The organism is Microbacterium sp. SCPM-O-B-15248 (M128) (genome assembly GCF_058214835.1).
On sequence record NZ_JBYQLI010000005.1, the window covers coordinates 215,898 to 241,862 of the forward strand.

Consider the following 25,965-nt stretch of genomic DNA (forward strand, 5'->3'; position numbering starts at 1 on the left):
TTCCCACCTCCAGCTGGAGATATTCCATCGTCGAGACTTAGGGAAGCCTAAGAATCAGCAAGGAATCCCCGGTGCGGAACGGGTTCCCGGGCGGCCGCCCGCGGGGCGGCGCGACGGTACGCGTGTGGAAGGATCATGGCATGGCGGAACGCTTCACCTGGCCCGATCTGCTCACCTCGCTCCTGCAGGGCCGCGACCTCAGCGTGTCGGAGTCGACGTGGGCCATGCAGCGCGTCATGGCCGGAGAAGCGACGCCGTCCCAGCTGGCCGGATTCCTCGTCGCGCTGCGAGCAAAGGGAGAGACCGTCGAAGAGATCGTCGGCTTCCGTGACGCGATCCTCGAAGCCGCGGTGCCGCTTCCGGTGCGCGCCGAGGTGCTCGACATCGTCGGCACCGGCGGAGACCGCTACGGCACGGTGAACGTGTCGACGATGGCGGCGGTGGTGGCAGCGGCATCCGGGATCCCCGTGGTCAAGCACGGCAATCGCGCCGCGAGCTCGGCGTCGGGGTCGTCGGACGTGCTGTCGTCCCTCGGAATCGCGCTCACGCTGGACCCGGTCGCCGTCGCCGAGACGCTCGAACGCACCGGGATCACGTTCGCCTTCGCGGCCGCGTTTCACCCGGGATTCCGCCATGCGGGGCCGACGCGCGCGGAACTGGGCGTACCGACCGTCTTCAACTTCCTCGGTCCGCTGTGCAACCCCGCGCGCGCCGAGGCCAACGCGGTGGGCGTCGCGCACCTGGACCGGGTCCCGCTCATCACGGGCGTGTTCCGGACACGCGGCGCCACGGCACTGGTCTTCCGCGGGGACGACGGGCTCGACGAGCTGACCACGACCGGTCACAGCCGCGTCTGGGAGATCAGCCGCGGCGATGTGCACGAGCACGATCTGGATCCCCGGGATCTCGGCATCCCGCTCGCCGACATCGACGACCTGCTGGGCGGGAGTCCCGATCACAACGCCGAGGTGGTGCGGCGGACGCTGGCCGGCGAGACCGGTGCGGTGCGCGACATCGTGCTCTTGAACGCGGCCGCCGGGATCGTGTCGTACCGCTTGTTCCAGGATGCCGCGCAGGTGCAGCGTCCGATTCTGGAGCGGCTCGCCGAGGCGATGTCCGACGCCGCGGCGGCGGTGGACGACGGGCGCGCGCTGGCGAAGCTCGACCAGTGGGTCGCCACGACCCGGGAGCTGGCGGACTGACCGTGGACCCGCTCGACGCGCTCACCGAGGTCGCGTATCTGCTCGAGCGGGAGAGATCGTCGCGCTACAAGTCGAAGGCGTTCCGGACGGCCGCGGCCGCCATCCACGGGCTGAGCGACGCCGAGCTGCGCGACCCGGGGCTGCGGCGCCGTCCGGGCATCGGCGACTCGACGTACACGGTGATCCGGGAGGCGCTGGAAGGCGGTGTGCCCGAACGACTGGCCGCGTTGCGTGCCGCGGCGGGCGCGGCCGGCGGGGCCGCGCTTCGGGCGGTGCTGCGCGGCGACCTGCACAGTCACAGCGACTGGTCGGACGGGCTGACCCCGATCGAACCGATGGTGGCGGCGGCGCGCGGCCTCGGCCACGAGTACCTCGCGCTCACCGATCACTCGCCGCGGCTCACCGTCGCCAACGGGCTGTCGCCCGAACGCTTGCGGGCGCAGATCGATGTCGTCCACGGCTACACCGATGATGATTTCACGCTCCTGACCGGGATCGAGGTCGACATCCTCGACGATGGCGGCCTCGACCAGGAGGACGCGTTGCTGCGCGAGCTCGACGTGGTCGTGGCATCCGTTCATTCGAAGCTGCGGATGGAGAGTGCGGCGATGACCCGGCGTCTCCTGACCGCGGCCCGCGATCCGCGTGTGGACGTCGTGGGGCACGTGACCGGGCGGCTGGTCGAAGGGGCGCGGGGCACGCGCCCGCCGTCGGAGTTCGATGCGCGGGCCGTGTTCGCGGCGTGCGCCGCGGCCGGTGTCGCGGTCGAGATCAACTCGCGGCCCGAGCGCCAGGATCCGCCGGACGACCTGTTGGCGCTCGCGTTGGCCGAGGGATGTCTGTTCTCGATCGACTCCGACGCCCACGCTCCGGGTCAGCTGTCGCTGCTGGATCACGGGGCCGCGCGGGCCGAAGCGGCGGGAGTGCCCGCCGAGCGCATCATCACGACGTGGCCGCTCCCGCGCCTCCGGGAGTGGCTCGCGCGCAACCGCTGACGGGGGGGCGTTCAGCCGCGCAGGGCGGTGATGGCGCGGGTCATCGAGCCGCCGAGGTTCCATCGTTCGGCGAGGTCGGCCGCCGCGGCGGCGCGAGAGTCGTCGACCAGGATGCGGTCGTCGACGGTTCCGAGGTCGAGGTCGCGGGCGACGCGCACCACGGTCGGCGCGACGTCGAGGTAGTCGGTAGCGGCGAGGATCTTGGACCGCTGCGCGGGAGTGCCTGCGGCGCCGGCTTCCGCCGCGGCCCGGATGCCGTCGAGGTCGCCGTGCGCACCCAGGAGCGCGGCCGCGGACTTCTCGCCGATCCCCGCGACGCCGGGCAGGCCGTCGGAGGGGTCGCCGCGCAACGCGGCGAAGTCGGCGTACTGCGCCGAGCCGATGCCGTAGCGGGCTCGCACGGCTGCGTCGTCGATGATCTCGAGGTTGCTCATTCCTCGAGCGGTATAGACCACGCGGATGTCGCGATCGTCGTCGACGAGCTGGAAGAGATCGCGGTCGCCCGTGACGATGTCAACTGGCACGTCGGCGTGGGTGGCGAGCGTGCCGATGACGTCGTCGGCCTCGTGGTCGGGAGCGCCGACCACGGCGATCCCGAGCGCATCGAGGGTCTCGCGGATGAGCGGGATCTGCGCCGTCAGCCCCGCCGGCACCTCTTCGACGTCGGGAGCCCCGGCGACGGTCTCGACCACACGGTGCGCCTTGTACGTCGGGATCAGTTCCACGCGCCACTTCGGACGCCAGTCATCGTCCCAGCAGGCGACGAGTCGCGTCGGCTCGTACGTCGAGACCAGCTTGGCGATGATGTCGAGCAGTCCACGCGCGGCGTTCACCGAGGTGCCGTCGGGCGCGTGGACCCTGTCCGGCACGCCGTAGAACGCACGGAAGTAGAGCGACGCGGTGTCCAAAAGCATGAGTCGGTCGGACATGCCGGGCCTTTCCGGCGACGGAGCGGGGCCGCCTCCGCCCATCGTACGAGGACGGCGGGCGGCGAAGAACCTAGAGTGTCGGGGTGTCCTTCGGCGCTTCCTCCCTCCGTCCGTCCGCGTCCGCGCCGTGCCCGTGCGGACGCGCGGAGTTCCGCGAGTGCTGCGGCCCGCTTCTGGACGGTGGGTCGGCGCCGTCGGCCGAACGGTTGATGCGCTCGCGCTACACCGCCTTCGTGGTGGGCGACACCGCGCACCTCGCACGGACGTGGCATCCCTCGACCCGTCCGGACGACATCGACCTCGATGACGGCACTGTCTGGGACGGACTCGACGTCGAGGACGCGACCGAGGATGGGGATGCCGCGACGGTGACGTTCCGCGCCGCCTGGCGCCAGGGGAACGAACGCGGAGTGCTCGCCGAGCACAGCAGATTCGTGCGACGCGGGGGCCGCTGGGTGTACGTCGACGGCGACGTGGACTGACCCCGTCAACCCCGCGGGGCGTGTCGGCGGCCGCGCGTAGGCTCGCGACGGATCCCCGACAGGAGGACACGGGCGGCCCGGCGAGATCGGGCCGGCCGCATGATCCGAAAACGTCGACCGAGAGAGCCGGAGGGCAGGACATGGAACGCATCGTGATCATCGGAGGCCACGGGAAGGTCGCGCTGCACCTGGCGGGCCTGCTCGCCGAACGCGGCGACGAGGCGGTCTCGGTGGTGCGCAACCCCGACCACCGCGCGGACGTGGAGCAGGCGGGCGGTCGTCCGCTCGTGCTCGACGTCGAGAAGGCCGGCGTCGACGAGATGGCCGCGGCCTTCGACGGCGCCGACGCGGTCGTGTGGTCGGCGGGAGCAGGCGGGGGCTCGGCGGATCGGACGTACGCCGTCGACCGTGACGCCGCGCAGCGCGCGGTCGACGCCGCCGCGAAGGCTGGCGTGCGCCGCTTCGTGATGGTGTCGTGGATCGGCTCGACCCCGGATCACGGCATCCCGAAGGACGATCCGTTCTTCGCTTACGCCGACGCGAAGCTCGCCGCCGACGACCACCTGCGCGCCAGCGACCTGGACTGGACGATCCTCGGTCCCGGTACCCTCACGCTCGACCCGCCGACGGGGCGCATCACGACCGCACCGCAGGGCAAGGCAGAGGTCGGGCGTGCCGACGTCGCCGCCGCGGTGGCGGGGAGCCTCGTCCAGCCCGCGACCATCGGCCGCTTCATCCGGTTCGGCGCGGGAGAGACGCTGATCCCCGAAGCGCTGGCCGCCGCGCCCGAAGGAGCGAACTCGTGAGCGCGCCGTCGGCTGAGGCGCGTCCGGGTCAACGGTGAACTGACGGCGGTCAGTCCTCGTCCTCGGCGTCGTCTTCGTCCATGACGACGATCACGCCGTCGGGGACGGGGTCGCCCAGGAGCGGCTCGGCCGCAAGGGTGAGGTCGACGGTGGCGCGCAGCAACCCGCCCATCGTGGGGGAGCGCAGCAACTCCATCTGATCCAGTTCGCCGAGCGGCGCGATCGCGGCGATCTGCCACGCGCGTTCGAGTGGTTCCTCGGAGAGCTCCACGTCGGGATCCCAGCGCGTCGCGCCGAACTCCCGTGCCCGCCCGAGCACGCGGCGAACGATGCGCTCCGCCTCGTCGAGCAGGGGCGCGAGGGCGTCGCTCCACTCCAGATCGGGCAGCGCGCGGACCTCGGCGCGGGGATACGGTGCGTCGTCGAGCCACCGCACGATCTCGAAGCGCTGCTCCCCGCGCGCGACGATCGACATCTGTCCCGCCTGGGGGACGACGTGACTCAGACGCGCCATGGTCCCCAGGGTGAAACGCTGGTCGCCCCCGCCGGTCTCGGTGCCGCGCTCGATGAGCACCACCCCGAACTCGGGATCGACCTCGTCGAGCAGCATCCCCAGCATGACGAGATAGCGCTCCTCGAAGATCCGCAGCGCCAGCGGCGTGTGGGGGAAGAGAACGGCTCCCAGCGGGAACATCGCGGTACCCATGCGACCAGTCAACCAGCGCCCGAGCGCGCCGGGGCCGTGTGCGGCGGGTTGGGGCGGTGTCAGGGGGTGTCGTCGCGCAGGCTCTCGTGAATGCGGTGCAGATCCATCAGGAGCGAGCCCACGAGTACCCAGTGCTCGGTCGACGGGGTACGGATCTGCAGGGGCCGCGTCAGTGCGGGTTCCGGCTCCATCTGCTGCGGCTCGGTGCGCGGGTCCAGGCCGAAGCTCAGCCGCACGTCGTGCGCGGCGCGGTGGAGCTGCTCGGCGATCGCTCGCACCGACGGATCCTCGACGATCGACGAGGTGTAGCCGTCGTAGACGGCCCGGGTCATCCCGACCGCCTGCGTCACTACCGGGGTGAACCGGTCGAGCCGGGCCTGCATGACCGCGAGGTCGGCGCGGTGGCGGGAACTGCGTGGGTTCAGCGACAGCGAGTCGGCGCCGTCGCGGATCGCGTCGGCCGCGGCATCCCGAACAGGCCGGAGCAGCCGCGCCTCGAGCAGGAGACCTTCCAGCGACTCGCGGGTCTGCGGTGTCTCGAGCGCGTCGGCGAGGCGCTCCAGAGCCGCGGCGAGCTCGCGGCCGAGGACCTCGATCTTCTCGCGGGCGGGCGGCACGAGCACCGGCGGGACGAGGGCGGTGTTGATCACGATGCCGATGAGGGCGCCGATGATCGTCTCGAGAACGCGGTCCAGCGCATAGTTCGGCGTCGCCGTTCCCAGCGCGAGCACGAGGACCGCACTGATCGCGACCTGGTTCGTGGTCCCGGGGGACATGCGCAGCACCCACGCCACCACGAGCGAGACGCCCGCAGCCAGCAGGATGACCCAGGTCGGGGATCCCAGCACGATCCCGAGCACGGAGGCGATGACCACTCCAACGATCACGCCGACGCTGCGCTCGACGGCCCGGGTGAACGACTGGTTGATGCTGGGCTGCACCACGAGAACGGCCGCGATCGCGGCGAAGATCGGGGGCGGTCCGGGCACGAGCAGGTCGGCGACGATCCAGGCGGCCACCATCGCCGCGGCCGACTTGGCGACCTGGAGGAACGGCCCGCGACGTGGCGAGCGGAACGTCAGGGTTTCGCGCGGGAGTCGCATGTCTCGAGCGTAGGACGCCGCGCGGGTCAGGCGGATCGGTCGAGCATGCCGTCGGCGTGGTCGGCGACCCACGCCATGAGGGGCAGCATCCGCTCCATGAGGTCGCGACCGAGGTCGGTGAGCGCGTACTCGACGCGCGGCGGCACCTCGGGGTACGCCGTCCGCTGGACGAGACCGTCGGCCTCCAGGGTCTTCAGAGTGCTGGCGAGCATCTTCTCGCTGATGCCCGAGATACCGCGTCGCAGCTCTCCCCACCGCTGGGTCCCGTCGGAGAGCGTCACGAGCACGAGGACGCCCCATTTGCCCATGACGTGATCCAGCACCGTGCGGGTGGGACACCCGTCGGAGAAGACTCCCGGGTTGTCGGCCCGTAATTCCGAAAGACTCACCGTCATGTCAGTACCTAACCAGAAAGTGGGTACCTTCATTCCGGAATGTGAGGAGACGGTGGGCGTTGGCTCGGGCGTACCGATCGAAAGGACACCCCATGACCCTCCTCGTCACCGCCGCCAACGGACACCTCGGCCGCCTCGTCGTCGACGCGCTCCTCGCGCGCGGCATCGCGGCATCCGACATCGTCGCCGGCGTGCGCACTCCCGCGAAGGCGGACGACCTCTCGGCGCGCGGCATCCGCGTCGTCGAGTTCGACTACGCCCGACCCGACACTCTCGCCGCGAGCCTCGACGGTGTCTCGCGTGTTCTGCTCATCTCGGGCACGGACGCCGATCGCGTGTCGGGGCACCGCAACGTCATCGAGGCCGTCCGCGCGGCCGGTGTGGAGCGCCTCGTCTACACCAGCGCGCCGCGGGTCGACGAGATCGACTACGCCCTCGGCGCCGATCACCTGGCCACCGAGCGCGCGATCGCCGAGGCAGGGGTGGATGCCACGATCCTCCGCAACAACTGGTACACCGAGAACTACCTCGACGCCGTTTCGCGTGCGGCCGAGACCGGCGTGATCGCCGCCGCCGTGGGTGAGGCTCGCGTGGCGAGTGCCAGCCGCAAGGACTACGCCGAGGCCGCCGCCGTGGCGCTGACCACGGATGACCTGCGGGGACAGACGCTCGAACTCGGCGGAGACGTCGCGTGGACCTACGACGAACTGGCTGCCGCCGCCGGTGAAATCCTGGGCCGGGACGTCGCCTACCAGCCGATCTCGATCGAGGACCTCACGGCGGGGCTTCAGCAGGCGGGGCTGGATGCCGGAACCGCGGCGTTCGTGGCCGGCATCGACGACGCGATCGCGCGGGGCGCGCTCTCGCAGACCGACGGCACGCTGGCCCGCGTCATCGGGCGCCCGACGACCCCGCTCGTCGACGGGCTGCGCGCCGGTCTGAACCGCTGATCGGCACGGCCCGGGTTCACGCCGTCGCGCGGGCCCGGGCCGTCAGCTTCCGCTCCCGCATCGCCAGGAACAGCGGGAACGTGAAGGCGAAAGCCGTCAGCCCCGACAGCACGACGTAGAGCCAGGCGTGCCGCATGCCGACACGACGTCCCTCGATGAGGAGGAAGATGCTCCCGGCGATCGCGACGACGAGCAGGTCCACCGTGATCGACGACACCGCCGGCCCGCTGGAGACGAGGTCGCCGAGGAAGTCCGCCATCTGGACCACGGCCAGGATGTTGAAGGTCCAGGTGCCGACGAGGCCGAGGATCGACAGCACGAGGAACGCCACGGCCAGCGGGGTCCAGTGCTTGGTGAGGGCTGTCATGCGCCGATCCTGTCGGGTACGGTCCTCACGATCCACCCTCGCGCCGGTGTCAGAGGTGCGCGGTACCGTCGGAGGATGAATGCCGACCGTGCCCGCGCCCTGCTCGATGAGCTGGATCGCGCCGTCGAGCGCCGCCTGGGGCACCTGACCGACGACGCCGAAAGCCTCCGGCATGACCGCGCGGATGCCACCGCCGACGACGAGCACGACCCCGAGGGTTCGACACTGTCGGGGGAGTGGGCGCAGGTCGACGCCCTGGCGCGCGCGGCGCGCGGGGAGCGGGACGAGATCCGTGCGGCGCGGGAGCGCGTGGCATCCGGAACCTTCGGCGTGTGCGAGGTGTGCGGGCGCCCGATCGCGGACGCGAGGCTGGAGGCCCGCCCCACCGCGCGCCGCTGCATCACCTGCGCGGCGTGAGCCGCGCGTAGGCTCGAGGGGTGGAACCGCTCCTGATCGTCTTGCTGTTCGTCAACGCCGCGTTCAACGCGATCGTCTGGCCGCGGTTCTACCCGCGCATCGCGCAGGACCCGCGGGCACGGGATGCCGCGGGCAAGCCGACGCCGTTCCTCATCGTGCACACGGTACTCATCGCGATCGCCCTGGTGCTCGCGCTGGCCTCGCTCATCGCGGCGATCGCAGCGCTCGTCTCCTGACGCCGGACGCGCCCCGGGCCGCGGCCGGGACGCCGGGTAGACTGGGGGCGCGGGTTCGCCCGCCGCACCTCGTGCATCTACCTACCGGACCGGCAAGGCGGCACCGCCCCACGCCCCGGAGATCCGCATGACCACGTCCCACCCCGCCCCGTCCGTCGCGCCGCGCGCGCTGATCCACCACACGGGGTTCTGGTACTTCCCGGTCGCGTTCGTGGCCCGACTGCCGTTCGCGATGATGACGGTGGGTGTCCTCGCGCTCGTCGTGTCGGCACGCGGGTCGGTCGCCCTGGGCGGCTTGACCTCGGCCGCCGTCGGCATCGGCGTCGTCGTGGCCGGACCCGTGCTCGGCGACCTGGCCGATCGCTTCGGGCAGTCGCGCGTGCTCGTTCCGACGGGCATCGCCAACGGTCTCCTCCTCGCCCTCTTCCCCGTCGTCGTGGCATCGCCCGCAGCCGACGGCATCCTGCTGGCCGCGGCGGTCGCGATCGGCCTCACCGGACCGCAGACGGCGGCGATGTCGCGCAGCCGCGTCATGGCGTTGATCGGGGCCCGCATTCCGGCTGAGCGCCGCGAGCGCACGTTCTCGCGCGCGATGGCCTACGAGTCCGCGGCGGACGAGACCGCGTTCGTCATCGGGCCGTTCGTCGTCGGTGTGCTCGCCGCCGTGATCGCGCCGTGGGCTCCCATCGCGGCCGCGTCGGTGCTGAGCTTCGTCTTCGTCACCGCGTTCGCGCTCCACCCCACCGGACGGGTCGTGCCGGTGGCGGCGGAGCGTGGAGCGATGGCTCCCGCCCGCGAGCTGCTGCGTCCGCGGATGCTGATGCTCGTCGTGGCGGTGTTCGGCGTCGGGGCGTTCTTCGGCTCGACTCTGACGTCGTTGACGGCGTTCATGGAGGCCCGCGGCGCGCCCGAGGCCGGAGCGCTGCTGTACGGCGTCATGGGGGTCGGCTCGGCGGTGCTCGCCCTCGCGGTGGCCGTCCTGCCCGCGCGGTTCGCGCTGCGGTGGCGTCTGGTCGTGTTCGCGATCCTGCTGTTCGCCTCGGCGGGCGCGTACTCGGTGGGCGGATCGGTGCTCACGGTGACCGTCGTGCTGTGCCTCATGGGCATCGGCGTCGGGCCGTCGCTCGTCACGCTGTTCAGTCTGGCCGGGCACCGCGCCCCCGCCGGGCGCACGGCCACGACCATGACGCTGCTCGCCTCGGCGCTCACGCTCGCCCAGGCGCTCTCATCGGCGGTCACGGGCGCCGTGGCCGAGCGGGAGTCGGTGGAGACGGCGATGCTGTTCCCCGCCGCCGCCGCGCTCATCGTCCTCGCGATGGCGGCACTCAACGCGGTCCACGCCCGCCGGTGGGATGCCACCCGTCAGCCCTCGATCGGATAGATGCGCCGCAGGACCCAGCGCTGCCCGAACGTCCACACCGACGTGACGGCGAGATACAGTCCCGCGGCGAGCGGCACGAACAGCGCGACGATCGCGGTCGTGAACGGCAGGACGGCGACCAGACGTCCGGCCCACGCGGGGGCTGCGGGATCCTGTGGCGGTCGCAGGAAGCGGCGGGTCAGTTCTCCCGCCCCGGCGATCACGACGATGACCCCGCCGAGAAGCGCGACGGTCATGGCATCCGCGGCCCCACTCGTGACGGCCGCGAGCAGACTCGTGCCCAGCGGCACCCCGGCCACGCTCTCGGCGAGCAGGGCGTTGGCATGTCCGGCGACCTGCGCGTGCAGGAACACGGCATAGAGCAGACCCACCACCGGGGCTTGCGCGAGCACGGGCAGGCATCCGGCGACGGGCGAGACCCCGGCGTCACGGTAGAGCTGCATCGTCTCGCGCTGCAGGCGTTCGGGGTTCTTCCCCCATCGTTGCCGCAGGACGCGCAGCCGCGGGGCGAGACGCGAACGGTCGCGTTCCGCGCGGGCCTGCGACACCCCGACGGGGATGAGGACCGCGCGGACGACGAGGGTGACGACGACGACGGCGAGAGCGGCGGCCGTGCCGCCGGCGACGGGGGACAGGAAAGACGTGAGGGCCAGCAGGCCCCGGGTGGAAAGGTCGAGCAGGGCCGCCAGCGGCGGCAGGGCGAAGAGGTCCATGGCAGAGTCCGTTCGTGGGGGCGATCAGGGCGTGATCGGCCGCGAAGGGATGCCACGACGGCGCCGGAGTCGGCGCGGTGGGGCGGGTTACGCGGCCGGAGCCGCGCGCCCGGGCGCTCGCGGGCGGGGGTGCCCGGCGGCGTCGGGATCGCTCTGCGTGAGCGGAGCGGAGGGATCGATGGGCCGCGTCGCGCGGATCGGCGGCGGTTCGGCCGAGAGGCGGAACACGATCACCGCGATCGCGACGGCCACCACCACCGCGGCGGCCAGCGCGAGGGCCAGCAGCGGGGCCGGCGAGGATCCTCCGTCGGGGAGGAGAGCGAGCTCGGTGGCGACGAGCAGGAGGTTCAGCGCGGTGAGGAACGATGCGAACACCCCGGCACCCCTCTCCTCGATCCGCCTCTCACGCTATCAGCGGGTCGGTGGCTACGCTGGCGGGCATGACGACTCTCGTGATCACCGTGGTGGGGGACGACCGGGCGGGGCTCGTGGCCGCCGTCGCCGACATCGTCGACGTCCACGGCGGCAACTGGGAGACGAGCGAGCTCGCCGAGCTCGCCGGCGCCTTCGCCGGGATCATCGAGGTGTCGGTGTCGCCGGAGCGGGCCGACGACCTGCGCTCCGCACTTGAGGCCCTCACCGGGACGCTGACCGTGTCGGTGCACGGGCCGGGCCCTGTGCGCGCGGCGGTGGGACGGTCGGTGTCGCTGACCGTGCTCGGCAACGACCGCCCCGGGATCGTCCGCGAGATCACGGGCACACTCGGCGCGCGGGGTGCGAGCATCGAGCGCATGTCGACGCACACCACGGATGCCGCGATGTCGGGCGGCCGCTTGTTCGAGGCCGCGCTCACCGCGACGCTCGCCGACGGGGGTCGGGTCGACGACCTGGTCGAGGACCTTCAGCGCCTCGCGGCCGAGATCCAGGTCGACGTCACGCTGATCGACTGACTCGGGCTCGCGTCACGAGCGCGGCGATCGCGCGCCAGCCGACGAGGAAGAGCAACAGGGTGAGGCCGGCCACGATCACGAACGCCACCTGGACGCCCTGACCGCTCAGCGCCCGCAGCAGCATTCCGGCCACGAGCGTCACGGCCCAGACGGGCAGTCCCGTGCGCACGGGCGCGAGGGGGCGGCGCCACCCGCGAGCCACGGCCCAGCCGAGCAGCAGCGCGACCAGGAACGGCCACGCCGTCGTGGCCAGGCCCGCCCCTGCCGGGCCGAGGACGTCGCCGTCGTGCGTCGCGCGGCCGATGGCCGCGAAGACGACGATGAGGACGGCATCCACGACGAGCGCGAGGGCGGAGGAACTGCGCGGTGTCGACACGGATCCATCCTCGCATTCAGATGGGCGACGGGTATCGCCGACGTATCGTTCCGCGCAGACGCGAGCACAACGGCGGATCCGTTCGGATGGAGTCCCCGACCCCTGGAGTCTCCCGTGTCCGATCGCCCCGCTCCCTCGCTCACCACCGCCCGCGTTCTCGTCGCCGCCGCCGTGCTCGCCACCGTGGCCGGACTGACCCTGGCGCCCCGCAGCATCGCGTGGCCGGCGAGGACGCTCCTCCTCGACGTGCTCGCTCTCCTGCCCTCGCGCTGGAACGACGTGCTCCTCGGCGGGGACGCCGACACCGCGCTCAACGTCGCGTTCTTCGTGCCGCTCGGGATGGCGCTGGCGATGCTGCTGCCGCTGCGGTGGTCGCCGGCATCCGTGCTCGTGGGCGCGGCGGTGTCGGTGGGGGTGGAGACTGCGCAGTCGGTGATCCCCGGGCGCGTCCCCGACGCGGGAGACGTCCTGGCCAACAGCGCTGGCGCACTCGTGGGGACGATCCTCGTCGTCGTGGCGCGGCTTCTCGTGCGACGGTGACGGGGCGCGGTGCCGACGGTGCCCGGTCAGCGCGGCAGCCGCAGACGCGCGTACAGGCCCCCGCCCTCTCGCGGCCACAGTTCAAGCCGGCCGCGGTGCGCCCGTGCGATCGAGGCGACGAGGGCGAGTCCCAGTCCGGCACCGTCGGCGGATCCGCGGGTGCGGCCGGCTCCGCGGACGAAGGGCTCCGGCAGGGTCGCGACGAGTTCGCGGGAGAGCAGCGGACCGGTGTTCGCGACGTCCACGATCACGGCATCCGCGTGCTCGGTCACGGCGATCCGCACCCAGCCGTGAGCGACGTTGTGCACCACGGCGTTGCGCACGAGATTGTCCACCGCTTGGCGCGCGAGCATCGCGTCGCCCGCGGCGACGCCGACCGCCGGCGTCATGATCGCCAGGTCGACTCCCGCGGCCTCGGCGTCGGGTCGGACCTCCGCCACGACGGAGGCGAGCAGCCCGCCGATGTCGACCGCTTCGCGCGGGAGCTCGGCTCCGCGCGAGGCGCGGGCGAGTGCCAGGAGCGCCTCGGTGAGACGGATGGCGCGCTCGTTCGTGACCTCGAGACGGTGGACGAGCAGGGCCAGGTCCACGGTGTTCGGATCGGCCCGTGCGACCTCGAGCAGCGTGCGCATCGTCGCCAACGGCGTGCGCAGCTCATGCGACGCGTTGGCGGCGAAGCGCTGCTGCTCGTCCATCGTCTCGCCCACGCGCGCGAGCATGGCGTCGAACGTGTCGGCCAGATCGGTGAGCTCGTCGCGGTGCCCCGCGAGGTCGACGCGGCGGGACAGATCACCGTCGCGCACGGCTCGAGCGACTTCGGTGATGCGAGTGAGGGGGCGCAGCATCACCCCCGCGACCATCCATCCGCCGGCGAGTCCGACGATCGCGAGACCGGCGACCGTCAGCCACGCGTACCGGACGAACGCCTCCATCAGGTCGCGGCGGGCCGGCGTGAAGGCGCCGCTGTCCGAGGACAGGTTGCCCTCCGGGACGAAGCGCAGCACGAGGAAGCCCAGCGCGAACACCGCGGCCCCCACGAGGACCACGAACGCGGCGTAGCTCAGGGTGAGCTTGACGCGCACGGACAGACCGGGCGCGCGCTCACGCATCGGCCGGGCCCATCCGGTAGCCGACGCCCGCAACCGTCTGGATGAGCCAGGGCTCGCCGAGGCGCTTGCGCAACGTCGAGATCGTGATCCGCACCGCATTGGTGAAGGGATCGGCGTTCTCGTCCCACGCCCGCTCCAGCAGCGTCTCGGCACTGATCACCCCGCCCCCGGCAGCCATCAGCACCTCCAGCACCGCGAACTGCTTCCGGGTGAGAGAGACGTACCGGCCGTCGCGGTACACCTCGCGGCGGAACGGATCCAGCCGGATGCCGTGCTGCTCGAGCACGGGCGGGGCTCCGGTCGGGGGACGGCGGGCGAGCGCCCTCAGGCGCAGGACGAGCTCGCGCAGAGCGAAGGGTTTGGTGAGGTAGTCGTCGGCACCGTTCTCGAAACCGCTGGCCTTGTCATCGAGTCGATCGGCGGCGGTGAGCATCAGCACGCGGGGTGCGGAGGGACGCGTCGACAGGTGCCGGGCGATCTCGTCGCCGTTGGGCCCGGGGATGTCACGATCCAGGACGACCACGTCGTACGCGGTGTAGCCCAGGAGCTCGAGGGCGGTGTCGCCGTCCCCGGCGATGTCGGCGGCGATGGCGTCGAGGCGGAGGCCGTCGCGGATCGCCTCGGCGAGGAAGGGCTCGTCCTCGACGATCAGCACGCGCATGTCGTCATCGTAGGCGGGCACGTGTATCGCGAGTGTAAGTAGCGTGGGGTCATGGCGACCCGACTGCTCCTCGTGGCCGACACCCACGTCCCGAAACGCGCGCGGGCGCTCCCCGCGGCGGTGCGCCGCGCGGCATCCGAGGTCGACCTCATCGTGCACGCGGGAGACTGGGTCGAGGCGGGCGTGCTCGACGAGCTGAGTGCCCACGGGCCTGTCCTCGGTGTGTGGGGGAACAACGACGGCGACGACCTCCGCTCCCGGCTGCCCGAAGTGGCGCGGGCCGAGATCGAGGAAGTGCGGGTGGCGGTCGTGCACGAGACGGGCGCGGCCGCGGGGCGCGAGGCGCGGATGGATGCCGCGTTCTCCGACACCGACCTGCTCGTGTTCGGTCACAGCCACATCCCGTGGGACACGGTCACGCCGGGCGGTCTGCGGCTGCTGAACCCCGGTTCACCGACCGACCGTCGACGTCAACCGTCGTGCACGCTCATGACCGCCACACTCGCCGACGGCGGTGTCCACGACGTGCGCCTGCACGCGGTGTCGCGCGATCCGGGCGACTGACCGTCGCGCGGCCGCCCGTATCGTCGGCATATCTCGGACGGCATACGCCCGGGCAACGGCCCGCCCGGTCGACTGGGACCATGCGCTCCCCGTCGCCCGTTCCCGTCCGCGCCGACCGTCACCGTCTCGTCTTCGCGGCGGTCGCCGGCGGCCTGATCCTGATCCTCCTCGCCGTCATCACGCTTCTGGCATCCGCGACGGCGTCGTCGTTCACCGAGCGCGTCGTGGCGGGCGTGGCCTTCTCGCCGACCGAGGCCGACGGCATGATCGACGCGGATTCGCCGCTCGGGGTCGACGACGATACGCACCCCGCGATGACGGGCCTCGACCCTGTCCTGCGCGACGCCCTGCGCGCGGCGCAAGAGGCCGCGGAGGTCGACGGCATCGTCTTCGACGTCACGAGCGGGTGGCGCAGCGTCGACTACCAGCGCTGGCTCCTCGGCGACGCGATCCGCACCTACGGAAGCGAGGAGCTGGCGCGCGAGTATGTTGCGTCTCCCGAGGACTCCAGCCACGTCACCGGGCACGCGGTCGACATCGGATCGCTCGATGCGCAGCTGTGGCTCGGCGACCGCGGGCGGGAATGGGGACTGTGTCAGACGTACGCCAACGAGCGCTGGCATTTCGAGAAGGCGACGGAGGCAGGGGGAGAGTGCCCCATTCCGCACCCGGACGCCCGCGGCTGATCCGGCCGCTCGAACGACGACGCCGCCCCCGGGATCCGGAGGCGGCGTCGTCAGGCGAAGCGGGTGTCAGACACGCCGGGCCGCGGAGGTCATCGGGCACTCGAACGGGTCGCGGGCGGCGAGGCCCACACGGTTCAGGTAGGCGATGACGATGCCGTAGGACTGCAGCAGCGTGGTCTCGACGTAGGGCACGTTGAGGGTCGCACAGTGCTCGCGGACGATCTCGCGGGCACGGCTCAGGTGCGGGCGCGGCATGTTCGGGAACAGGTGGTGCTCGATCTGGTAGTTCAGGCCGCCCATGAGCCAGGTGGCCCACCAGCCGCCCGAGATGTTGCGGGAGGTGCGGACCTGCTTGCTGAAGAAGTCGAGCTTGGCGCCCGGCGCGATGACGGCCATGCCCTTGTGGTTCGGGGCGAAGGAGGCACCCATGTACACGCCGAACACCGCCAGCTGCACGCCCAGGAACGCGAAGGCCATCCCGATCGGGAGGAACGCGAACACGGGAGCGACGAAGACGGCGAAGCGCAGGGCGATCAGGGCGAGCTCCGTCCAGCGGCCCTTGACCTCGCCGCGCGAGAGGAGGTGGCGGATCGCGAGGGCGTGGAGGTTGAGCCCCTCCAGCGTCAGCAGCGGGAAGAACAACCAGCCCTGGCGCAGCGTGATCCAGCGACGCAGGCCCCGCGCGGTGGCGGCATCCTCGTCGAGGAAGGAGATCGTGTCGATCTCGATGTCGGGGTCTTTACCGACGCGGTTCGGGTTGGCGTGGTGACGAGTGTGCTTCGTCGCCCACCAGGATTGGCTCATGCCGACGATGCCGTTGCCGATCCAGAGCGCCAGTCGGTCGTTGGCCCGGCCGGAGGCGAAGATCTGCCGGTGATTGGCCTCGTGGGCGAGGAAGGCGACCTGGGTGAACAGGATGCCGAACGCGGCGGCGATCAGGAGCTGGAACCAGCTGTCGCCGAGGAGGACGAATCCGGTGATCGCGCCGCCGAAGCCGAGGACGATGGCGGTGCCGACGAGGGCGTAGAAGACACGGGTGCGGACGAGGAGTCCGCTCTCGCGAACGACCTGGGACAGCTCTGTGTAGGCCTTCGCGATCGGGGGGAATTCGGTGGTGCCGGCGTACGTCTGACGAACGGGGCCGAGACGGGACTCGACGATGGTGGAGGCGATGAAGATGCTCCTCGAAGTGATGACCGTAGTCGGGAGCCGGAGCAGATGCCCGGGCTGAGGCTCACACTACGGGGGTGTCCATGAGGCCGTCGGTATACGACCCCATGCACGGCATACTCACCGGAAGTCGACACCTCTCGGACATTGCTTCATCGTTCGGCGGATACCGCATTGCGCGAACGACGAAGGCCGGGGCGTCGCCGTAGCGACACTCCCGGCCTCCGTTGAGGAGCGTGAGCTCAGAGCGGACGAATGTTCGCCGCCTGCATGCCCTTGGGGCCCTGCTCGGCGTCGAATTCGACCTTCTGTGCTTCCTGCAGCTCCTTGAAGCCATTGCCCTGGATCGCGCTGAAGTGCGCGAACAGGTCGGCCGAGCCGTCGTCGGGTGCGATGAACCCGTAGCCCTTCTCGGAGTTGAACCATTTCACGGTGCCAGTGGCCATCGTGTTCTTCCTTTTTCTTTTCGGGCCGCTGGTGCGGCCGTGGGCGCCGATCCGACGCGTGCGGATCGGACGGGGAGCACGCGACGCCGGGAGGGCGGTGCGTACGCGGTGGGCGTCGACGGCGGACTGGGCCGCGTCGACGGAGTCATGTATGCCGAGATCTTCGCCGCGCGCACCCTGGGCCTCGAAGCCCTCGGGGATGGCGCCGACGAATCCGGCGTAGGAGGAATCGGCCATCGCGACGAAGACGTCGAGATCGGCCTGGCGCCACGACAGTGGCGGGGGAAGCAGAACAGACACAGAAGCTTTCAGCGCGAAGCGGGCGGCGGAGGAGCCGCATCGGCGCGACGCGCGCGGAGATGAGGGGGGAATTGCATCGATCACGGCTCGGTGCCGTGCGCCCGGCATCTCAGCGATGAGGCGGACGTCGATGAAGCAAGTCCCAGAACGAATACTCCACGGTAGCACGGATGGTTCTCTCGGCACATCGTTCTTTTCGACATCCCGTCGCGAGCAGATGTCCGTCGCGACGTCAACCGCTGGCGGGCGATCTGTCGAAGGGGTGGGCTGGGCGCCCCACCGGAAAGAGGAGGACCCCATGTCCGACACCGTCGCCGAGCTCGAGAAGCTCAACGAGATCCTGAAGAAGTTCCGCTTCGCCATGCTCACCACTCGGGCCGAGGAAGGCGACTTGCACGCCCACCCGCTCACCGTCCAGGAACGCGAGTCCGACGGGGATCTGTGGTTCATCGTGGGCACGCACGCCTCGGCCGTCGAGCACGTGCGACGCGATCCGAAGGTGGGTCTGTCGTTCAGCTCCGACGGGCTGTGGCTCTCACTCGCGGGCGAGGCGGAGGTGATCGATGACACGGCGATGTTGAAGGAACTGTGGTCGACGAGCGTGGAGGCATGGTTCCCCGACGGCCCCGAATCGCCCGACATCGCCCTGCTGAAGGTGTCGGCCCTGAGCGGAGAGTACTGGGGGAGCGCCGGCGGTCGCGTCGCGACGGCGATCGCTCTGGTGACATCCAAGGTCACCGGTGAACGACCCCGCGCCGAGAACGAGAAGTTCGACCTGCCCGGCTGAGCGAAGCGCCCGGGATCAGCCGCCGGAGGGGTTGTCCACGGGAGCGCCGTCGTCGTCGGTGCCGTCGGGGATCTGGGGCGCGTCGGCCGTCTCCAGCTCGTCGGGCTGATCGGCGGTGTCGGGGGTGCTGTCGGGTGTAGAAGTCATGGCATCCACTCGATCAGCGTTGCCCGCTCCGCGCACGACCCTTGCGTGAGAGCGCTCGGTGTGCTGTCCGCAAGCCCCCGATCCTCCGGGGCGTGCGCTGACAGCATGACGGCATGGCACGACCCCCGTTGCGCACGAAGCCCTGCGCCTTCTGCGGCAGACCCTTCTCGGATCGCAAGCGCTGGAGCGGGCGCGATCAGTGGGACGAAGTCTTGTACTGCTCGCGCGGATGCCGAGCGAAAGCGGCCGCAGAGCGGCGGCGCGCATGAAGGCCGCGCTCATCCTCGCGACGCAGCAGTTCGCCGCGCACCCTGCGTTCTCGGACGCGGACGTCGAGGAGTTCTTCTTCATCGAGTCCGGTCCGCGCTTCGCGAAACTGCCGTACCACCGGCACAAGATCGTCCTGCTGGTGTCGGCCATGCGGCACACGGCGGCGCGGCTCGAGGCGGACGGGCGCACCGTGCGACGCGTCGCGCTGGGCGACGACCTCGCGTTCGCGGACGCCCTGACCGGACTGCTCACCGCGCACGGGGTCGACGAGCTGACGTGGATGAGCGATGCGAACCGCCCCGTCGACGACCGCATCGCGCGTCTGTGCGCGGAGCTCGGGGTCGAGACCGACATCCTCTCCGACGCGCTGTTCCTCACCCCCGAGGACGATCTCGACGAGTGGTTCGCGGAGCATCCCACGCCGCTCATGGAGGACTTTTACCACTGGCAGCGTCGGCGCACCGGCATCCTGATGGACGGCGGAAAGCCTGCGGGGAGGCGCTGGAACTTCGACACCGACAATCGCAAGCCGCTGCCCAAGAAGGGACTCGACGTCCCCGCGCTTCCGCGCCCGGAGCGGGACGAGATCACCGAGACCGTGATCGCCGAGGTCGACGAGCGCTTCCCCGACCACCCGGGGAAGGCCGCCGATTTCTGGCTGCCGGTCACGCCCGCGGACGCACGCGCATGGCTCGACGTCTTCGTCGCCGAGCGCCTCGGCGACTTCGGGCGGTACGAGGACGCGATGAAGTCCGACGAGCCGTTCCTCTTCCACGCGGTGATCTCGCCGATGCTCAACATCGGTCTGCTCACCGTCGACGAGGTCATCGCCGCCGTCACTCGCACGGATGCACCGCTGGCATCCGTCGAGGGGTTCGTGCGGCAGGTGATCGGCTGGCGGGAGTACATGCGCGGCATGTACCGGGCGCACCCGAGGCTCGAGCACGTGAACGCGCTGCACCTCGAGAAGCGCGTGGAGGACTATTGGTACTCGGGGGAGGGCATCCCGGATGACCTGCCGATCCCGGTCCGCACCGTTCTCGAACGCGTCCATCGGTGGGGCTACGCGCACCACATCGAGCGCCTCATGGTGCTCGGCAACTGGTTCCTGCTGCAGGGGTACGCGCCGCGCGAAGTGAACCGCTGGTTCCTCGCCCTGTTCGTCGATGCGTACGACTGGGTCATGGTCCCCAACGTGATGGGCATGAGCCAGTTCGCCGACGGCGGGTTCGTCGCGACCAAGCCCTATGTCTCGGGCGGGGCGTACCTGCAGAAGATGGGCTCGTGGTGGCCGACGGCTCAGGATGCCAAGGACTCGGTGTTCACCGAGGCGTACTGGGCGTTCCTCGAACGCCATGAAGACACCCTCGCCGGCAACCACCGGCTGTCTCTGCCTCTTGCGCAGATGCGTCGGCGACGGGAGGCGCGGGCCGGCTCGTGACGGTAGGCGGTCGGGTCACGAAGCGCAACAGGTCGCCTGCCTGCGCCCACCTGCGTAGCGTCGGGAACGACCCCCGACCCCCGACGTGAGGAGCGCCATGACCACCCCCACCACCGCGAACAACGGAGCGCCCGTCGGCAGCGACGAGCACTCGCAAAGCGTCGGAGCCGACGGCTCCATCGCTCTGACCGACCACTACCTCATCGAGAAGCTCGCGCAGTTCAACCGCGAGCGCGTGCCCGAGCGCGTCGTGCACGCCAAGGGCGGCGGGGCGTTCGGCACCTTCCGCACGACCGGCGACGTGTCGGCCTACACACGGGCGGCCCTGTTCCAGCCGGGCGTCGAGACCGAGATGCTCGCGCGTTTCTCGTCGGTCGCCGGCGAGCAGGGCAGCCCCGACACGTGGCGCGACCCCCGCGGATTCTCGCTGAAGTTCTACACGACCGAGGGCAATTACGACCTCGTCGGCAACAACACCCCCGTCTTCTTCGTGAAGGACGGCATCAAGTTCCCCGACTTCATCCGCTCGCAGAAGCGCCTCCCCGGCAGCCACCTGCGCGACAACACGATGCAGTGGGACTTCTGGACCCTCTCACCCGAGAGCGCGCACCAGGTGACGTGGCTCATGGGCGACCGTGGCATCCCGGCCTCGTGGCGCCACATGAACGGGTACGGCTCGCACACGTACCAATGGATCAACGCTGACGGCGAGCGCTTCTGGGTCAAGTACCACTTCCACACCGACCAGGGGCACAAGACGCTCACGCAGGACGAGGCCGACCTCATCGCCGGTCAGGACGCGGACTTCCACATCCGCGACCTGTACGCCGCGATCGAGCGGAGCGAGTTCCCCACGTGGACGCTCAAGGTGCAGATCATGCCGTACGAGGATGCCAAGACCTACCGCTTCAACCCGTTCGACCTGACGAAGGTGTGGCCGCACAGCGACTACCCCGAGATCGAGGTCGGCACGATGGAGCTCAACCGCAACCCGGGCAACTACTTCGCCGAGATCGAGCAGGCGGCGTTCGAACCGTCGAACTTCGTGCCCGGCATCGATGGCAGCCCCGACAAGATGCTGCAGGCCCGCATCTTCAGCTACGCCGACGCGCACCGCTACCGCGTGGGGACGAACTACCAGCAGCTGCCGGTGAACCGTCCGCACACCGAGGTGCACTCCTATTCCAAGGAGGGCGCGATGCGGTACGAGTACAACCCGCCCGAGGTGCCCGTCTACGCGCCGAACTCGGCCGGCGGCCCCGCGGCCGACCCGCGGCGCACGGGCGATGGCGGCTGGCAGAGCGACGGCGAACTCGTCCGCTCGGCGGCGACCCTGCACCCCGAGGACGACGACTTCGGTCAGCCCGGGACGCTCGTGCGCGACGTGATGTCGGCCGAGGAGCGCGACCGTCTCGTCGAGACGGTCGCCGGCCGCGTCGGGGGAGTCACTCGCGCCGAGGTGCGCGACCGGGCCGTCCAGTACTGGAAGAACGTGGATGCCGAGGTCGGCTCCCGCATCGAGGCGGCGCTGCCGCCGCTCGAGGAGTCGACCGACGCGGGCGAGCAGCTCAGCGAGCCGAACCCCGACGGCGACCTCGTGGGTCGCGACGTCGCCGGACGCATCTGACGCGTTCCCGGGGCGGTCGCGCGGTCACAGCGCCGCGCGGTCGCTCCGGGTCAGCCGGATCCGGGATGCCAGGATGCCGACGATGAGGGCGCCGATACCGCCCGCGGCCATGTCGCCGATCGTGTCGTCGTACGTGACGAAGATGCTGTCCGTGATGAAGCGGTAGCCGAACCACTCCACCATCTCCCACACGGCGCTGAGGGCGAGCCCCGCGATCGTCGCGACGACGATCGGGGTCCGGCGACGACCGGTCGGCGCGATGACGCCGGAGTCCTTGAGGACGATCAGGGCGACGGCGGCGAGCACGCCCGTGCACGCGGCATGCACGACGAGGTCCCATCCCGTCCACGCCCGGTACAGGTCGAGGACGTTGCTCCCCGCCGCGACGAACACCGTGACGCACGTCACGAGGTCCAGGCCGGAGCGCAGCCCCAGCATGCGCGAGAGCATGACGGCCGGGAGTGCCATGGAGAGCACCGCGGTGTCGGTCGCCGGCAGTGCGAACGACGACACGAGGACGATGAGAATCGCGACGGCGCGCACGACATCCGCGGTCCACTCGACGGGGGTGCGCGGAGGCCGCTGGAGGTTGGCGTACATCGCGCCGATCATCGGCTCTCCGCCTGCACCGGGATGCGCACGACGGCCTGCACCGGCAGGTGGTCGGACGGCCAACTCGTCCCCGTCGGACGGGGGTCGATACCCACCCCGCGCACGCCCACGTCGCGGGTTGTGAGGATCGCATCGATACGGCGGGCCCCGAGCTTCGGCCGGCGGTAGTTGTTGAACGTGCCCCATTCGGCGGTGCGGCGGACCGGGGTGTACGCCCAGGTGTCGACCAGCCGGCCCTCGTCGAACATGTCGGCCAGCTCGGCCGAACGCACGTGGGCATTGATGTCGGCGGTGAACAACAGCGGAGCGCTCTCGCCGGCGACGACGTCGTTCAGCCAGCGCGCCGAGTGCCGTCGGGCGCGGCGCGAGAACGCGTCGAAATGGGTATTGACGAACACGAAGCGCCCGGAGGTGGCGCGGTCGCGCATCCGGGCGATCACCGCGATGCGGGGGATCGAGTTTCCCCAGCCCGTGGACCCGGGAACGTCGGGGGTGTCGGAGAGGGCGATCTGCTCCCAGTCCTCGACCTCCAGCCGGTCGCGGTCGTAGAAGATCGGCGTGCCCTCGCCACCCCGGTCGCGCCCGCGGCCGAGCCCGACACGCCCGTAGGTCGAGCCGAGAGACTCCTGCACCCACCGCGCCTGGTCGGGCATCGCCTCTTGCGAACCGAGCAGGTGCGGACGATTCGCGCCGAGGAACGTCCGCAGGCGCTGCTTGCGCAGACCCCAGCGATCGGCGGGCGGCCACGTCATCCGCTCGAACCGACGACGCACGTTGAAGCTCATCACGTGCAGGTCGGGGGCGGAGACGTTCGGGAAGAGCACGGCCGCCATCAGCGGCGCCGGCCCAGGCGTCGCGCCCACCGCAGGGGCGGGATCTCGCGCGGCCAGTGCGCGAACACGGTGCCCATCCCGCGGGAGAAGCTCTTCGCGAACCGCCGCGGTCGCACCGTGCGGGAGGAGACGCGCATGTGCCGTCCCGAGACGATACGGATCCGGTGGTCTTCGCCGAGGTGGAACGCCAGGTCGAGGTCGTCGTGCAGGCGGGGATCGAGGTGCACACGATCGCGCACGCTCTCCCACGCCGCCCGCCGGAACGCCATGTTGGAGCCCCACAGAGGGGCGTGACCGAGCGCCGGGTACGCGAACGCCGTGTAGGTGCCGAGGAACGCCCACGCCATCGGCCGACGCTGCCTCTCGGGGCCGTCGTGGAACACGGCGCCGGCGGTGACGGCATCCACTTCCGGGTCGGCGAGGGCGTCGACCATGCTCGCGATCCACCCGGGGGCCGGAAGGCTGTCGGCGTCCAGCCGGAGGATGAGGTCGCCCTGGGCGGCGTCGTATCCGGTCGCGGCGGCGGCGGGGATGCCGCGCTCGCCGCAGAACACCACCCGGGCACCCGTCGCCCGCGCGACGGCGGCACTGTCGTCGGTGGAGGCGTTGTCGACCACGACGATCTCGTCGGCGGGGCGCGATTGCGCGGCGAGCGCCCGCAGGCAAGCGGCGAGGGGAACGGCGTCGTCGCGAACGGGGATCACGACCGACACGGTGGGATCTTGGGGCACGGATCCTCCAGGGGGACGGTCCTGCCACGTTAGCGACAGCGGCGGCGGGCTCGGACCGCCTTGCGCTCTGCGTACCCTGGATGCCATGGCATCCGCGGCATCCGTCCTCAACGTCTCGGCGTATCTGTTCACGCGGATCGACGACCCCGCGGTGCTGCGTCCCGTCCTGAAGGAACGCGCCGCGGCGGCGGGGCTGCGCGGGACGATCCTGCTCGCCGAGGAGGGCATCAACCTCTTCCTCGCGGGCGAGGCCTCCGGTGTGCGCGGGTTCGTCGACGAGCTGCGCGCGGATGTCCGCTTCGCGGAGCTGACCACGAAGGAGAGCTGGTCGGACACGGTGCCCTTCGGCAAGCTCCTGGTGAAGGTCAAGCGCGAGATCATCCGCATGGACCGCCCCGAGGTGCGCCCGCAGGACCGCCGCGCGCCCGCCGTGTCGCCTGCAATGCTGCGTCGGTGGCTCGACCGGGGAGTCGACGACGAGGGCCGAGAGGTCGTCCTCGTCGACACCCGCAACGCGTTCGAGGTCGACTACGGTACGTTCGCGGGCGCGAAGGACTGGCGGATCGAACGCTTCACCCAGTTCCCGGATGCCGCGACCGCCCACCGCGACGAGCTCGCGGGCAAGACCGTCGTGAGCTTCTGCACGGGCGGCATCCGGTGCGAAAAGGCGGCGCTGTATCTCCGCGACGAAGGACTGGACGCGTACCAGCTCGACGGCGGCATCCTGGGCTGGTTCGCCGCGGAGGGCGACGCGCACTGGGACGGCGATTGCTTCGTCTTCGACGAGCGCGAGGCCCTCGACGCGACGCTGTCGGCGCGGGCTAGCCTCGAGGCATGACCTCGCTGACCGATGGCGCCGAGCTGCGCCGCGCCCGCCCGGGCGACGAGCCCGGCATCCTCGCGTGCATCCAGGCGCTCGCCGACTACGAACGCGAACCGGATGCCGTCGACAACACGGTCGACATGCTCACCGAGACGCTCTTCGGCGATGACCCGCGCGCGTTCGCCTTCGTCGTCGACGGGGGAGAGGGCGAGATCCGCGCGATCGCGATCTGGTTCCTCACGTACTCGACGTGGACCGGGCGCCACGGCATCTGGCTCGAAGACCTCTACGTGCACGAGCCGTACCGTTCGAACGGGTACGGCGTCGCGCTGCTGTCGGCGCTCGCAGCAGAGTGCCTCGAGCGCGGCTATCCGCGACTGGAGTGGACGGTGCTCGACTGGAACGAACCCGCGATCGGCTTCTACCGTGCCCTCGGCGCGGAGGCGATGGAGGAGTGGACCACGCGGCGCGTCACGGGCGCGGCGCTCGAGGCGCTGGCGGCCCGCTGAGCTACGACTCGATGCGCGCGAGCGAGAGCGTCAGGAAGGGCAGGCTGTCCCGCGGGAGCACCGTGGTGCAGACGACGTGTTCGTTCACGCGGACGCCAACGGCATAGACGAACGGGTCAGTGTCGATGTGCCGGGCGGCGCGGTCCTCGCCGTCTACGGTGACCGAGGAATCGGCGACCGCGCTCGCTTTCACCTTCCACGCGTCCGCTGTCGTCGGGCCGGCCGGAAGCCCGAGCTCCTCGCGGAAGCTGTTCCGCAGAAAGTGATTCGTGTGGTCGAGGAGCTGCTGCGCGAGGGAGTGCCGATCGCGGTCGGGTGATGCGTGCCACGTGGTGCGGGTCGCTTCCCACAGCATCGGATAGAGGAAGATCCGCGCCTGCTCCTTCAGCCAGGCGGGTCGGCCCCCCGGCGGATCGCCCTCGATCGCGCGCCGGGTCCGCTCGTCCACCTCGATCTGGTTCCGGGGGTCGGAGCGATCGTCGGGATACCGCCACAGTGTGTAGGTGAACTGCACGGAGAGCTCCTCCACGCCGTTCGTCCCGCCGGTTTCGGTGAATCCCGTGATGGGTGCGCGGGTGAGGGAGCGCTGCGGCCGAAGTTCGAACACCGGGAACGCGACGGCGCGCAGTCGAGCGTCGGACTCGATGCCCGGATCCGGGGCGTCCTCGGGCACGACTCCGCGATATTCCATGGGTCGAGTC

The 25,965-nt window shown here is 70.9% G+C and carries 35 protein-coding genes; 18 read left to right on the plus strand and 17 right to left on the minus strand.

The features are described from left to right. Positions 1 to 140 precede the first annotated feature (140 nt). Both trpD and AC3E6M_RS10885 read left to right on the plus strand, forming a co-directional pair. The gene (gene trpD, locus AC3E6M_RS10880) at positions 141 to 1,202 is read left to right on the plus strand and encodes an anthranilate phosphoribosyltransferase (protein WP_490529875.1); all 1,062 of its coding nucleotides are present in this window, start codon (positions 141 to 143) and stop codon (positions 1,200 to 1,202) included. Between the two features lie 2 nt (positions 1,203 to 1,204). Next, positions 1,205 to 2,197, plus strand: coding sequence for a PHP domain-containing protein (locus tag AC3E6M_RS10885; protein WP_490529876.1), 993 nt, complete (start codon positions 1,205 to 1,207; stop codon positions 2,195 to 2,197). A gap of 11 nt (positions 2,198 to 2,208) precedes the next feature. Here AC3E6M_RS10885 and AC3E6M_RS10890 read toward each other — a convergent pair whose 3' ends face one another. Then, positions 2,209 to 3,126: a 5'-3' exonuclease gene (locus tag AC3E6M_RS10890; RefSeq protein ID WP_490529877.1), complete on the minus strand. Its 918-nt coding sequence runs from the start codon at positions 3,124 to 3,126 to the stop codon at positions 2,209 to 2,211. Positions 3,127 to 3,209: 83 nt separating this feature from the next. Between AC3E6M_RS10890 and AC3E6M_RS10895 the strand changes: the two genes are divergently transcribed. Together AC3E6M_RS10895 and AC3E6M_RS10900 are read left to right on the plus strand one after the other, a co-directional pair. Next, a complete protein-coding gene (locus AC3E6M_RS10895) occupies positions 3,210 to 3,608 on the plus strand; it encodes a YchJ family protein (protein WP_490529878.1) in 399 nt (132 codons plus the stop codon). A gap of 140 nt (positions 3,609 to 3,748) precedes the next feature. Next, a complete protein-coding gene (locus AC3E6M_RS10900; protein WP_138172515.1) occupies positions 3,749 to 4,414 on the plus strand; it encodes an SDR family oxidoreductase in 666 nt (221 codons plus the stop codon). A 49-nt stretch (positions 4,415 to 4,463) separates the two neighbouring features. Here the strand turns inward: AC3E6M_RS10900 and AC3E6M_RS10905 are convergent, their stop codons facing one another. Genes AC3E6M_RS10905 through AC3E6M_RS10915 form a run of 3 tightly spaced genes read right to left on the minus strand, consistent with a single transcriptional unit; the run spans position 4,464 to position 6,618 of the window. Then, positions 4,464 to 5,120 carry an LON peptidase substrate-binding domain-containing protein gene (locus AC3E6M_RS10905; protein WP_490529879.1) on the minus strand — a complete coding sequence of 219 codons (657 nt, stop codon included), beginning with the start codon at positions 5,118 to 5,120 and terminating at the stop codon, positions 4,464 to 4,466. A gap of 59 nt (positions 5,121 to 5,179) precedes the next feature. After that, complete coding sequence (locus tag AC3E6M_RS10910) at positions 5,180 to 6,223, minus strand: FUSC family protein (RefSeq protein ID WP_138172513.1); 1,044 nt, start codon at positions 6,221 to 6,223, stop codon at positions 5,180 to 5,182. Between the two features lie 26 nt (positions 6,224 to 6,249). Next, the gene (locus tag AC3E6M_RS10915) at positions 6,250 to 6,618 is read right to left on the minus strand and encodes a winged helix-turn-helix transcriptional regulator (RefSeq protein ID WP_292900374.1); all 369 of its coding nucleotides are present in this window, start codon (positions 6,616 to 6,618) and stop codon (positions 6,250 to 6,252) included. 92 nt (positions 6,619 to 6,710) lie between these two features. Here AC3E6M_RS10915 and AC3E6M_RS10920 point away from each other — a divergent pair, with 92 nt between their 5' ends. Continuing rightward, entirely contained in the window at positions 6,711 to 7,568 is an 858-nt protein-coding gene (locus tag AC3E6M_RS10920) for an SDR family oxidoreductase (RefSeq protein WP_138172511.1), read from the plus strand. Positions 7,569 to 7,584: 16 nt separating this feature from the next. Here AC3E6M_RS10920 and AC3E6M_RS10925 read toward each other — a convergent pair whose 3' ends face one another. Beyond that, positions 7,585 to 7,935: a DUF2834 domain-containing protein gene (locus tag AC3E6M_RS10925; protein WP_138172510.1), complete on the minus strand. Its 351-nt coding sequence runs from the start codon at positions 7,933 to 7,935 to the stop codon at positions 7,585 to 7,587. A gap of 75 nt (positions 7,936 to 8,010) precedes the next feature. Between AC3E6M_RS10925 and AC3E6M_RS10930 the strand changes: the two genes are divergently transcribed. The 3 genes from AC3E6M_RS10930 to AC3E6M_RS10940 all read left to right on the plus strand — a co-directional run bounded on the left by AC3E6M_RS10930 (position 8,011) and on the right by AC3E6M_RS10940 (position 9,969). Further along, positions 8,011 to 8,352: a TraR/DksA family transcriptional regulator gene (locus tag AC3E6M_RS10930; protein ID WP_138172509.1), complete on the plus strand. Its 342-nt coding sequence runs from the start codon at positions 8,011 to 8,013 to the stop codon at positions 8,350 to 8,352. Positions 8,353 to 8,372: 20 nt separating this feature from the next. Beyond that, a complete protein-coding gene (locus AC3E6M_RS10935; RefSeq protein WP_138172508.1) occupies positions 8,373 to 8,588 on the plus strand; it encodes an SCO4848 family membrane protein in 216 nt (71 codons plus the stop codon). Between the two features lie 127 nt (positions 8,589 to 8,715). Next, entirely contained in the window at positions 8,716 to 9,969 is a 1,254-nt protein-coding gene (locus AC3E6M_RS10940; protein ID WP_138172507.1) for an MFS transporter, read from the plus strand. On the opposite strand, the gene AC3E6M_RS10945 is transcribed toward AC3E6M_RS10940, so the two are convergent. Both AC3E6M_RS10945 and AC3E6M_RS10950 read right to left on the minus strand, forming a co-directional pair. Next, entirely contained in the window at positions 9,951 to 10,682 is a 732-nt protein-coding gene (locus tag AC3E6M_RS10945; protein WP_490529880.1) for a YidC/Oxa1 family membrane protein insertase, read from the minus strand. The genes AC3E6M_RS10940 and AC3E6M_RS10945 overlap by 19 nt on opposite strands. A gap of 87 nt (positions 10,683 to 10,769) precedes the next feature. Beyond that, a complete protein-coding gene (locus tag AC3E6M_RS10950) occupies positions 10,770 to 11,057 on the minus strand; it encodes a DUF6412 domain-containing protein (protein ID WP_138172505.1) in 288 nt (95 codons plus the stop codon). Positions 11,058 to 11,122: 65 nt separating this feature from the next. On the opposite strand from AC3E6M_RS10950, the gene AC3E6M_RS10955 reads away from it, so the two are divergent. Beyond that, the gene (locus AC3E6M_RS10955; protein WP_138172504.1) at positions 11,123 to 11,632 is read left to right on the plus strand and encodes a glycine cleavage system transcriptional repressor; all 510 of its coding nucleotides are present in this window, start codon (positions 11,123 to 11,125) and stop codon (positions 11,630 to 11,632) included. On the opposite strand, the gene AC3E6M_RS10960 is transcribed toward AC3E6M_RS10955, so the two are convergent. Continuing rightward, complete coding sequence (locus AC3E6M_RS10960; protein WP_138172503.1) at positions 11,616 to 12,008, minus strand: DUF3054 domain-containing protein; 393 nt, start codon at positions 12,006 to 12,008, stop codon at positions 11,616 to 11,618. The genes AC3E6M_RS10955 and AC3E6M_RS10960 overlap by 17 nt on opposite strands. Before the next feature lie 114 nt (positions 12,009 to 12,122). Between AC3E6M_RS10960 and AC3E6M_RS10965 the strand changes: the two genes are divergently transcribed. After that, positions 12,123 to 12,548 carry a VanZ family protein gene (locus tag AC3E6M_RS10965; protein ID WP_171024140.1) on the plus strand — a complete coding sequence of 142 codons (426 nt, stop codon included), beginning with the start codon at positions 12,123 to 12,125 and terminating at the stop codon, positions 12,546 to 12,548. A gap of 26 nt (positions 12,549 to 12,574) precedes the next feature. Here the strand turns inward: AC3E6M_RS10965 and AC3E6M_RS10970 are convergent, their stop codons facing one another. Both AC3E6M_RS10970 and AC3E6M_RS10975 read right to left on the minus strand, forming a co-directional pair. After that, on the minus strand, positions 12,575 to 13,657 hold the full coding sequence (locus AC3E6M_RS10970) for a sensor histidine kinase (RefSeq protein WP_138172501.1): 1,083 nt from the start codon (positions 13,655 to 13,657) through the stop codon (positions 12,575 to 12,577). Continuing rightward, entirely contained in the window at positions 13,650 to 14,318 is a 669-nt protein-coding gene (locus AC3E6M_RS10975) for a response regulator transcription factor (RefSeq protein ID WP_138172543.1), read from the minus strand. Before AC3E6M_RS10975 ends, AC3E6M_RS10970 begins: the two co-directional genes overlap by 8 nt. 51 nt (positions 14,319 to 14,369) lie before the next feature. Here AC3E6M_RS10975 and AC3E6M_RS10980 point away from each other — a divergent pair, with 51 nt between their 5' ends. Continuing rightward, a complete protein-coding gene (locus tag AC3E6M_RS10980) occupies positions 14,370 to 14,882 on the plus strand; it encodes a metallophosphoesterase family protein (protein WP_138172500.1) in 513 nt (170 codons plus the stop codon). Positions 14,883 to 14,962: 80 nt separating this feature from the next. Beyond that, positions 14,963 to 15,568 carry a M15 family metallopeptidase gene (locus tag AC3E6M_RS10985; RefSeq protein WP_490529881.1) on the plus strand — a complete coding sequence of 202 codons (606 nt, stop codon included), beginning with the start codon at positions 14,963 to 14,965 and terminating at the stop codon, positions 15,566 to 15,568. Between the two features lie 66 nt (positions 15,569 to 15,634). Here the strand turns inward: AC3E6M_RS10985 and AC3E6M_RS10990 are convergent, their stop codons facing one another. Both AC3E6M_RS10990 and AC3E6M_RS10995 read right to left on the minus strand, forming a co-directional pair. Further along, the gene (locus tag AC3E6M_RS10990; RefSeq protein ID WP_490529907.1) at positions 15,635 to 16,741 is read right to left on the minus strand and encodes a fatty acid desaturase family protein; all 1,107 of its coding nucleotides are present in this window, start codon (positions 16,739 to 16,741) and stop codon (positions 15,635 to 15,637) included. Between the two features lie 239 nt (positions 16,742 to 16,980). Then, on the minus strand, positions 16,981 to 17,184 hold the full coding sequence (locus AC3E6M_RS10995; RefSeq protein WP_026095524.1) for a cold-shock protein: 204 nt from the start codon (positions 17,182 to 17,184) through the stop codon (positions 16,981 to 16,983). Between the two features lie 598 nt (positions 17,185 to 17,782). On the opposite strand from AC3E6M_RS10995, the gene AC3E6M_RS11000 reads away from it, so the two are divergent. After that, positions 17,783 to 18,271 carry a pyridoxamine 5'-phosphate oxidase family protein gene (locus AC3E6M_RS11000; RefSeq protein WP_138172497.1) on the plus strand — a complete coding sequence of 163 codons (489 nt, stop codon included), beginning with the start codon at positions 17,783 to 17,785 and terminating at the stop codon, positions 18,269 to 18,271. Positions 18,272 to 18,286: 15 nt separating this feature from the next. Here the strand turns inward: AC3E6M_RS11000 and AC3E6M_RS11005 are convergent, their stop codons facing one another. After that, on the minus strand, positions 18,287 to 18,418 hold the full coding sequence (locus AC3E6M_RS11005) for a hypothetical protein (protein WP_289508566.1): 132 nt from the start codon (positions 18,416 to 18,418) through the stop codon (positions 18,287 to 18,289). A 113-nt stretch (positions 18,419 to 18,531) separates the two neighbouring features. Here AC3E6M_RS11005 and AC3E6M_RS11010 point away from each other — a divergent pair, with 113 nt between their 5' ends. The 3 genes from AC3E6M_RS11010 (at position 18,532) to AC3E6M_RS11020 (ending at position 21,756) form a co-directional block, all read left to right on the plus strand. Beyond that, complete coding sequence (locus AC3E6M_RS11010; protein WP_366001934.1) at positions 18,532 to 18,687, plus strand: DUF2256 domain-containing protein; 156 nt, start codon at positions 18,532 to 18,534, stop codon at positions 18,685 to 18,687. Further along, entirely contained in the window at positions 18,684 to 20,129 is a 1,446-nt protein-coding gene (locus AC3E6M_RS11015; RefSeq protein ID WP_490529883.1) for a cryptochrome/photolyase family protein, read from the plus strand. Before AC3E6M_RS11010 ends, AC3E6M_RS11015 begins: the two co-directional genes overlap by 4 nt. A gap of 97 nt (positions 20,130 to 20,226) precedes the next feature. Then, positions 20,227 to 21,756, plus strand: coding sequence for a catalase (locus tag AC3E6M_RS11020; RefSeq protein WP_490529884.1), 1,530 nt, complete (start codon positions 20,227 to 20,229; stop codon positions 21,754 to 21,756). 24 nt (positions 21,757 to 21,780) lie between these two features. On the opposite strand, the gene AC3E6M_RS11025 is transcribed toward AC3E6M_RS11020, so the two are convergent. From AC3E6M_RS11025 to AC3E6M_RS11035, 3 genes are read right to left on the minus strand one after another with little or no spacing between them, the layout of a single operon-like run. Then, on the minus strand, positions 21,781 to 22,368 hold the full coding sequence (locus AC3E6M_RS11025; RefSeq protein ID WP_138172493.1) for a DUF2238 domain-containing protein: 588 nt from the start codon (positions 22,366 to 22,368) through the stop codon (positions 21,781 to 21,783). Beyond that, positions 22,365 to 23,201 (minus strand): endonuclease/exonuclease/phosphatase family protein, encoded by an 837-nt coding sequence (locus AC3E6M_RS11030; RefSeq protein ID WP_138172492.1) that lies wholly within the window; start codon positions 23,199 to 23,201, stop codon positions 22,365 to 22,367. The genes AC3E6M_RS11025 and AC3E6M_RS11030 overlap by 4 nt, the downstream gene beginning before the upstream one ends. Next, positions 23,201 to 23,914 carry a glycosyltransferase family 2 protein gene (locus tag AC3E6M_RS11035; protein WP_490529885.1) on the minus strand — a complete coding sequence of 238 codons (714 nt, stop codon included), beginning with the start codon at positions 23,912 to 23,914 and terminating at the stop codon, positions 23,201 to 23,203. Before AC3E6M_RS11035 ends, AC3E6M_RS11030 begins: the two co-directional genes overlap by 1 nt. Before the next feature lie 103 nt (positions 23,915 to 24,017). Here AC3E6M_RS11035 and AC3E6M_RS11040 point away from each other — a divergent pair, with 103 nt between their 5' ends. Next, complete coding sequence (locus AC3E6M_RS11040; RefSeq protein ID WP_490529886.1) at positions 24,018 to 24,770, plus strand: sulfurtransferase; 753 nt, start codon at positions 24,018 to 24,020, stop codon at positions 24,768 to 24,770. Next, positions 24,767 to 25,264, plus strand: a complete 498-nt coding sequence (locus AC3E6M_RS11045; protein ID WP_490529887.1) for a GNAT family N-acetyltransferase — start codon at positions 24,767 to 24,769, stop codon at positions 25,262 to 25,264. Before AC3E6M_RS11040 ends, AC3E6M_RS11045 begins: the two co-directional genes overlap by 4 nt. A 1-nt stretch (position 25,265) precedes the next feature. On the opposite strand, the gene AC3E6M_RS11050 is transcribed toward AC3E6M_RS11045, so the two are convergent. Beyond that, a complete protein-coding gene (locus AC3E6M_RS11050; protein WP_490529888.1) occupies positions 25,266 to 25,955 on the minus strand; it encodes a hypothetical protein in 690 nt (229 codons plus the stop codon). Positions 25,956 to 25,965 lie beyond the last annotated feature (10 nt).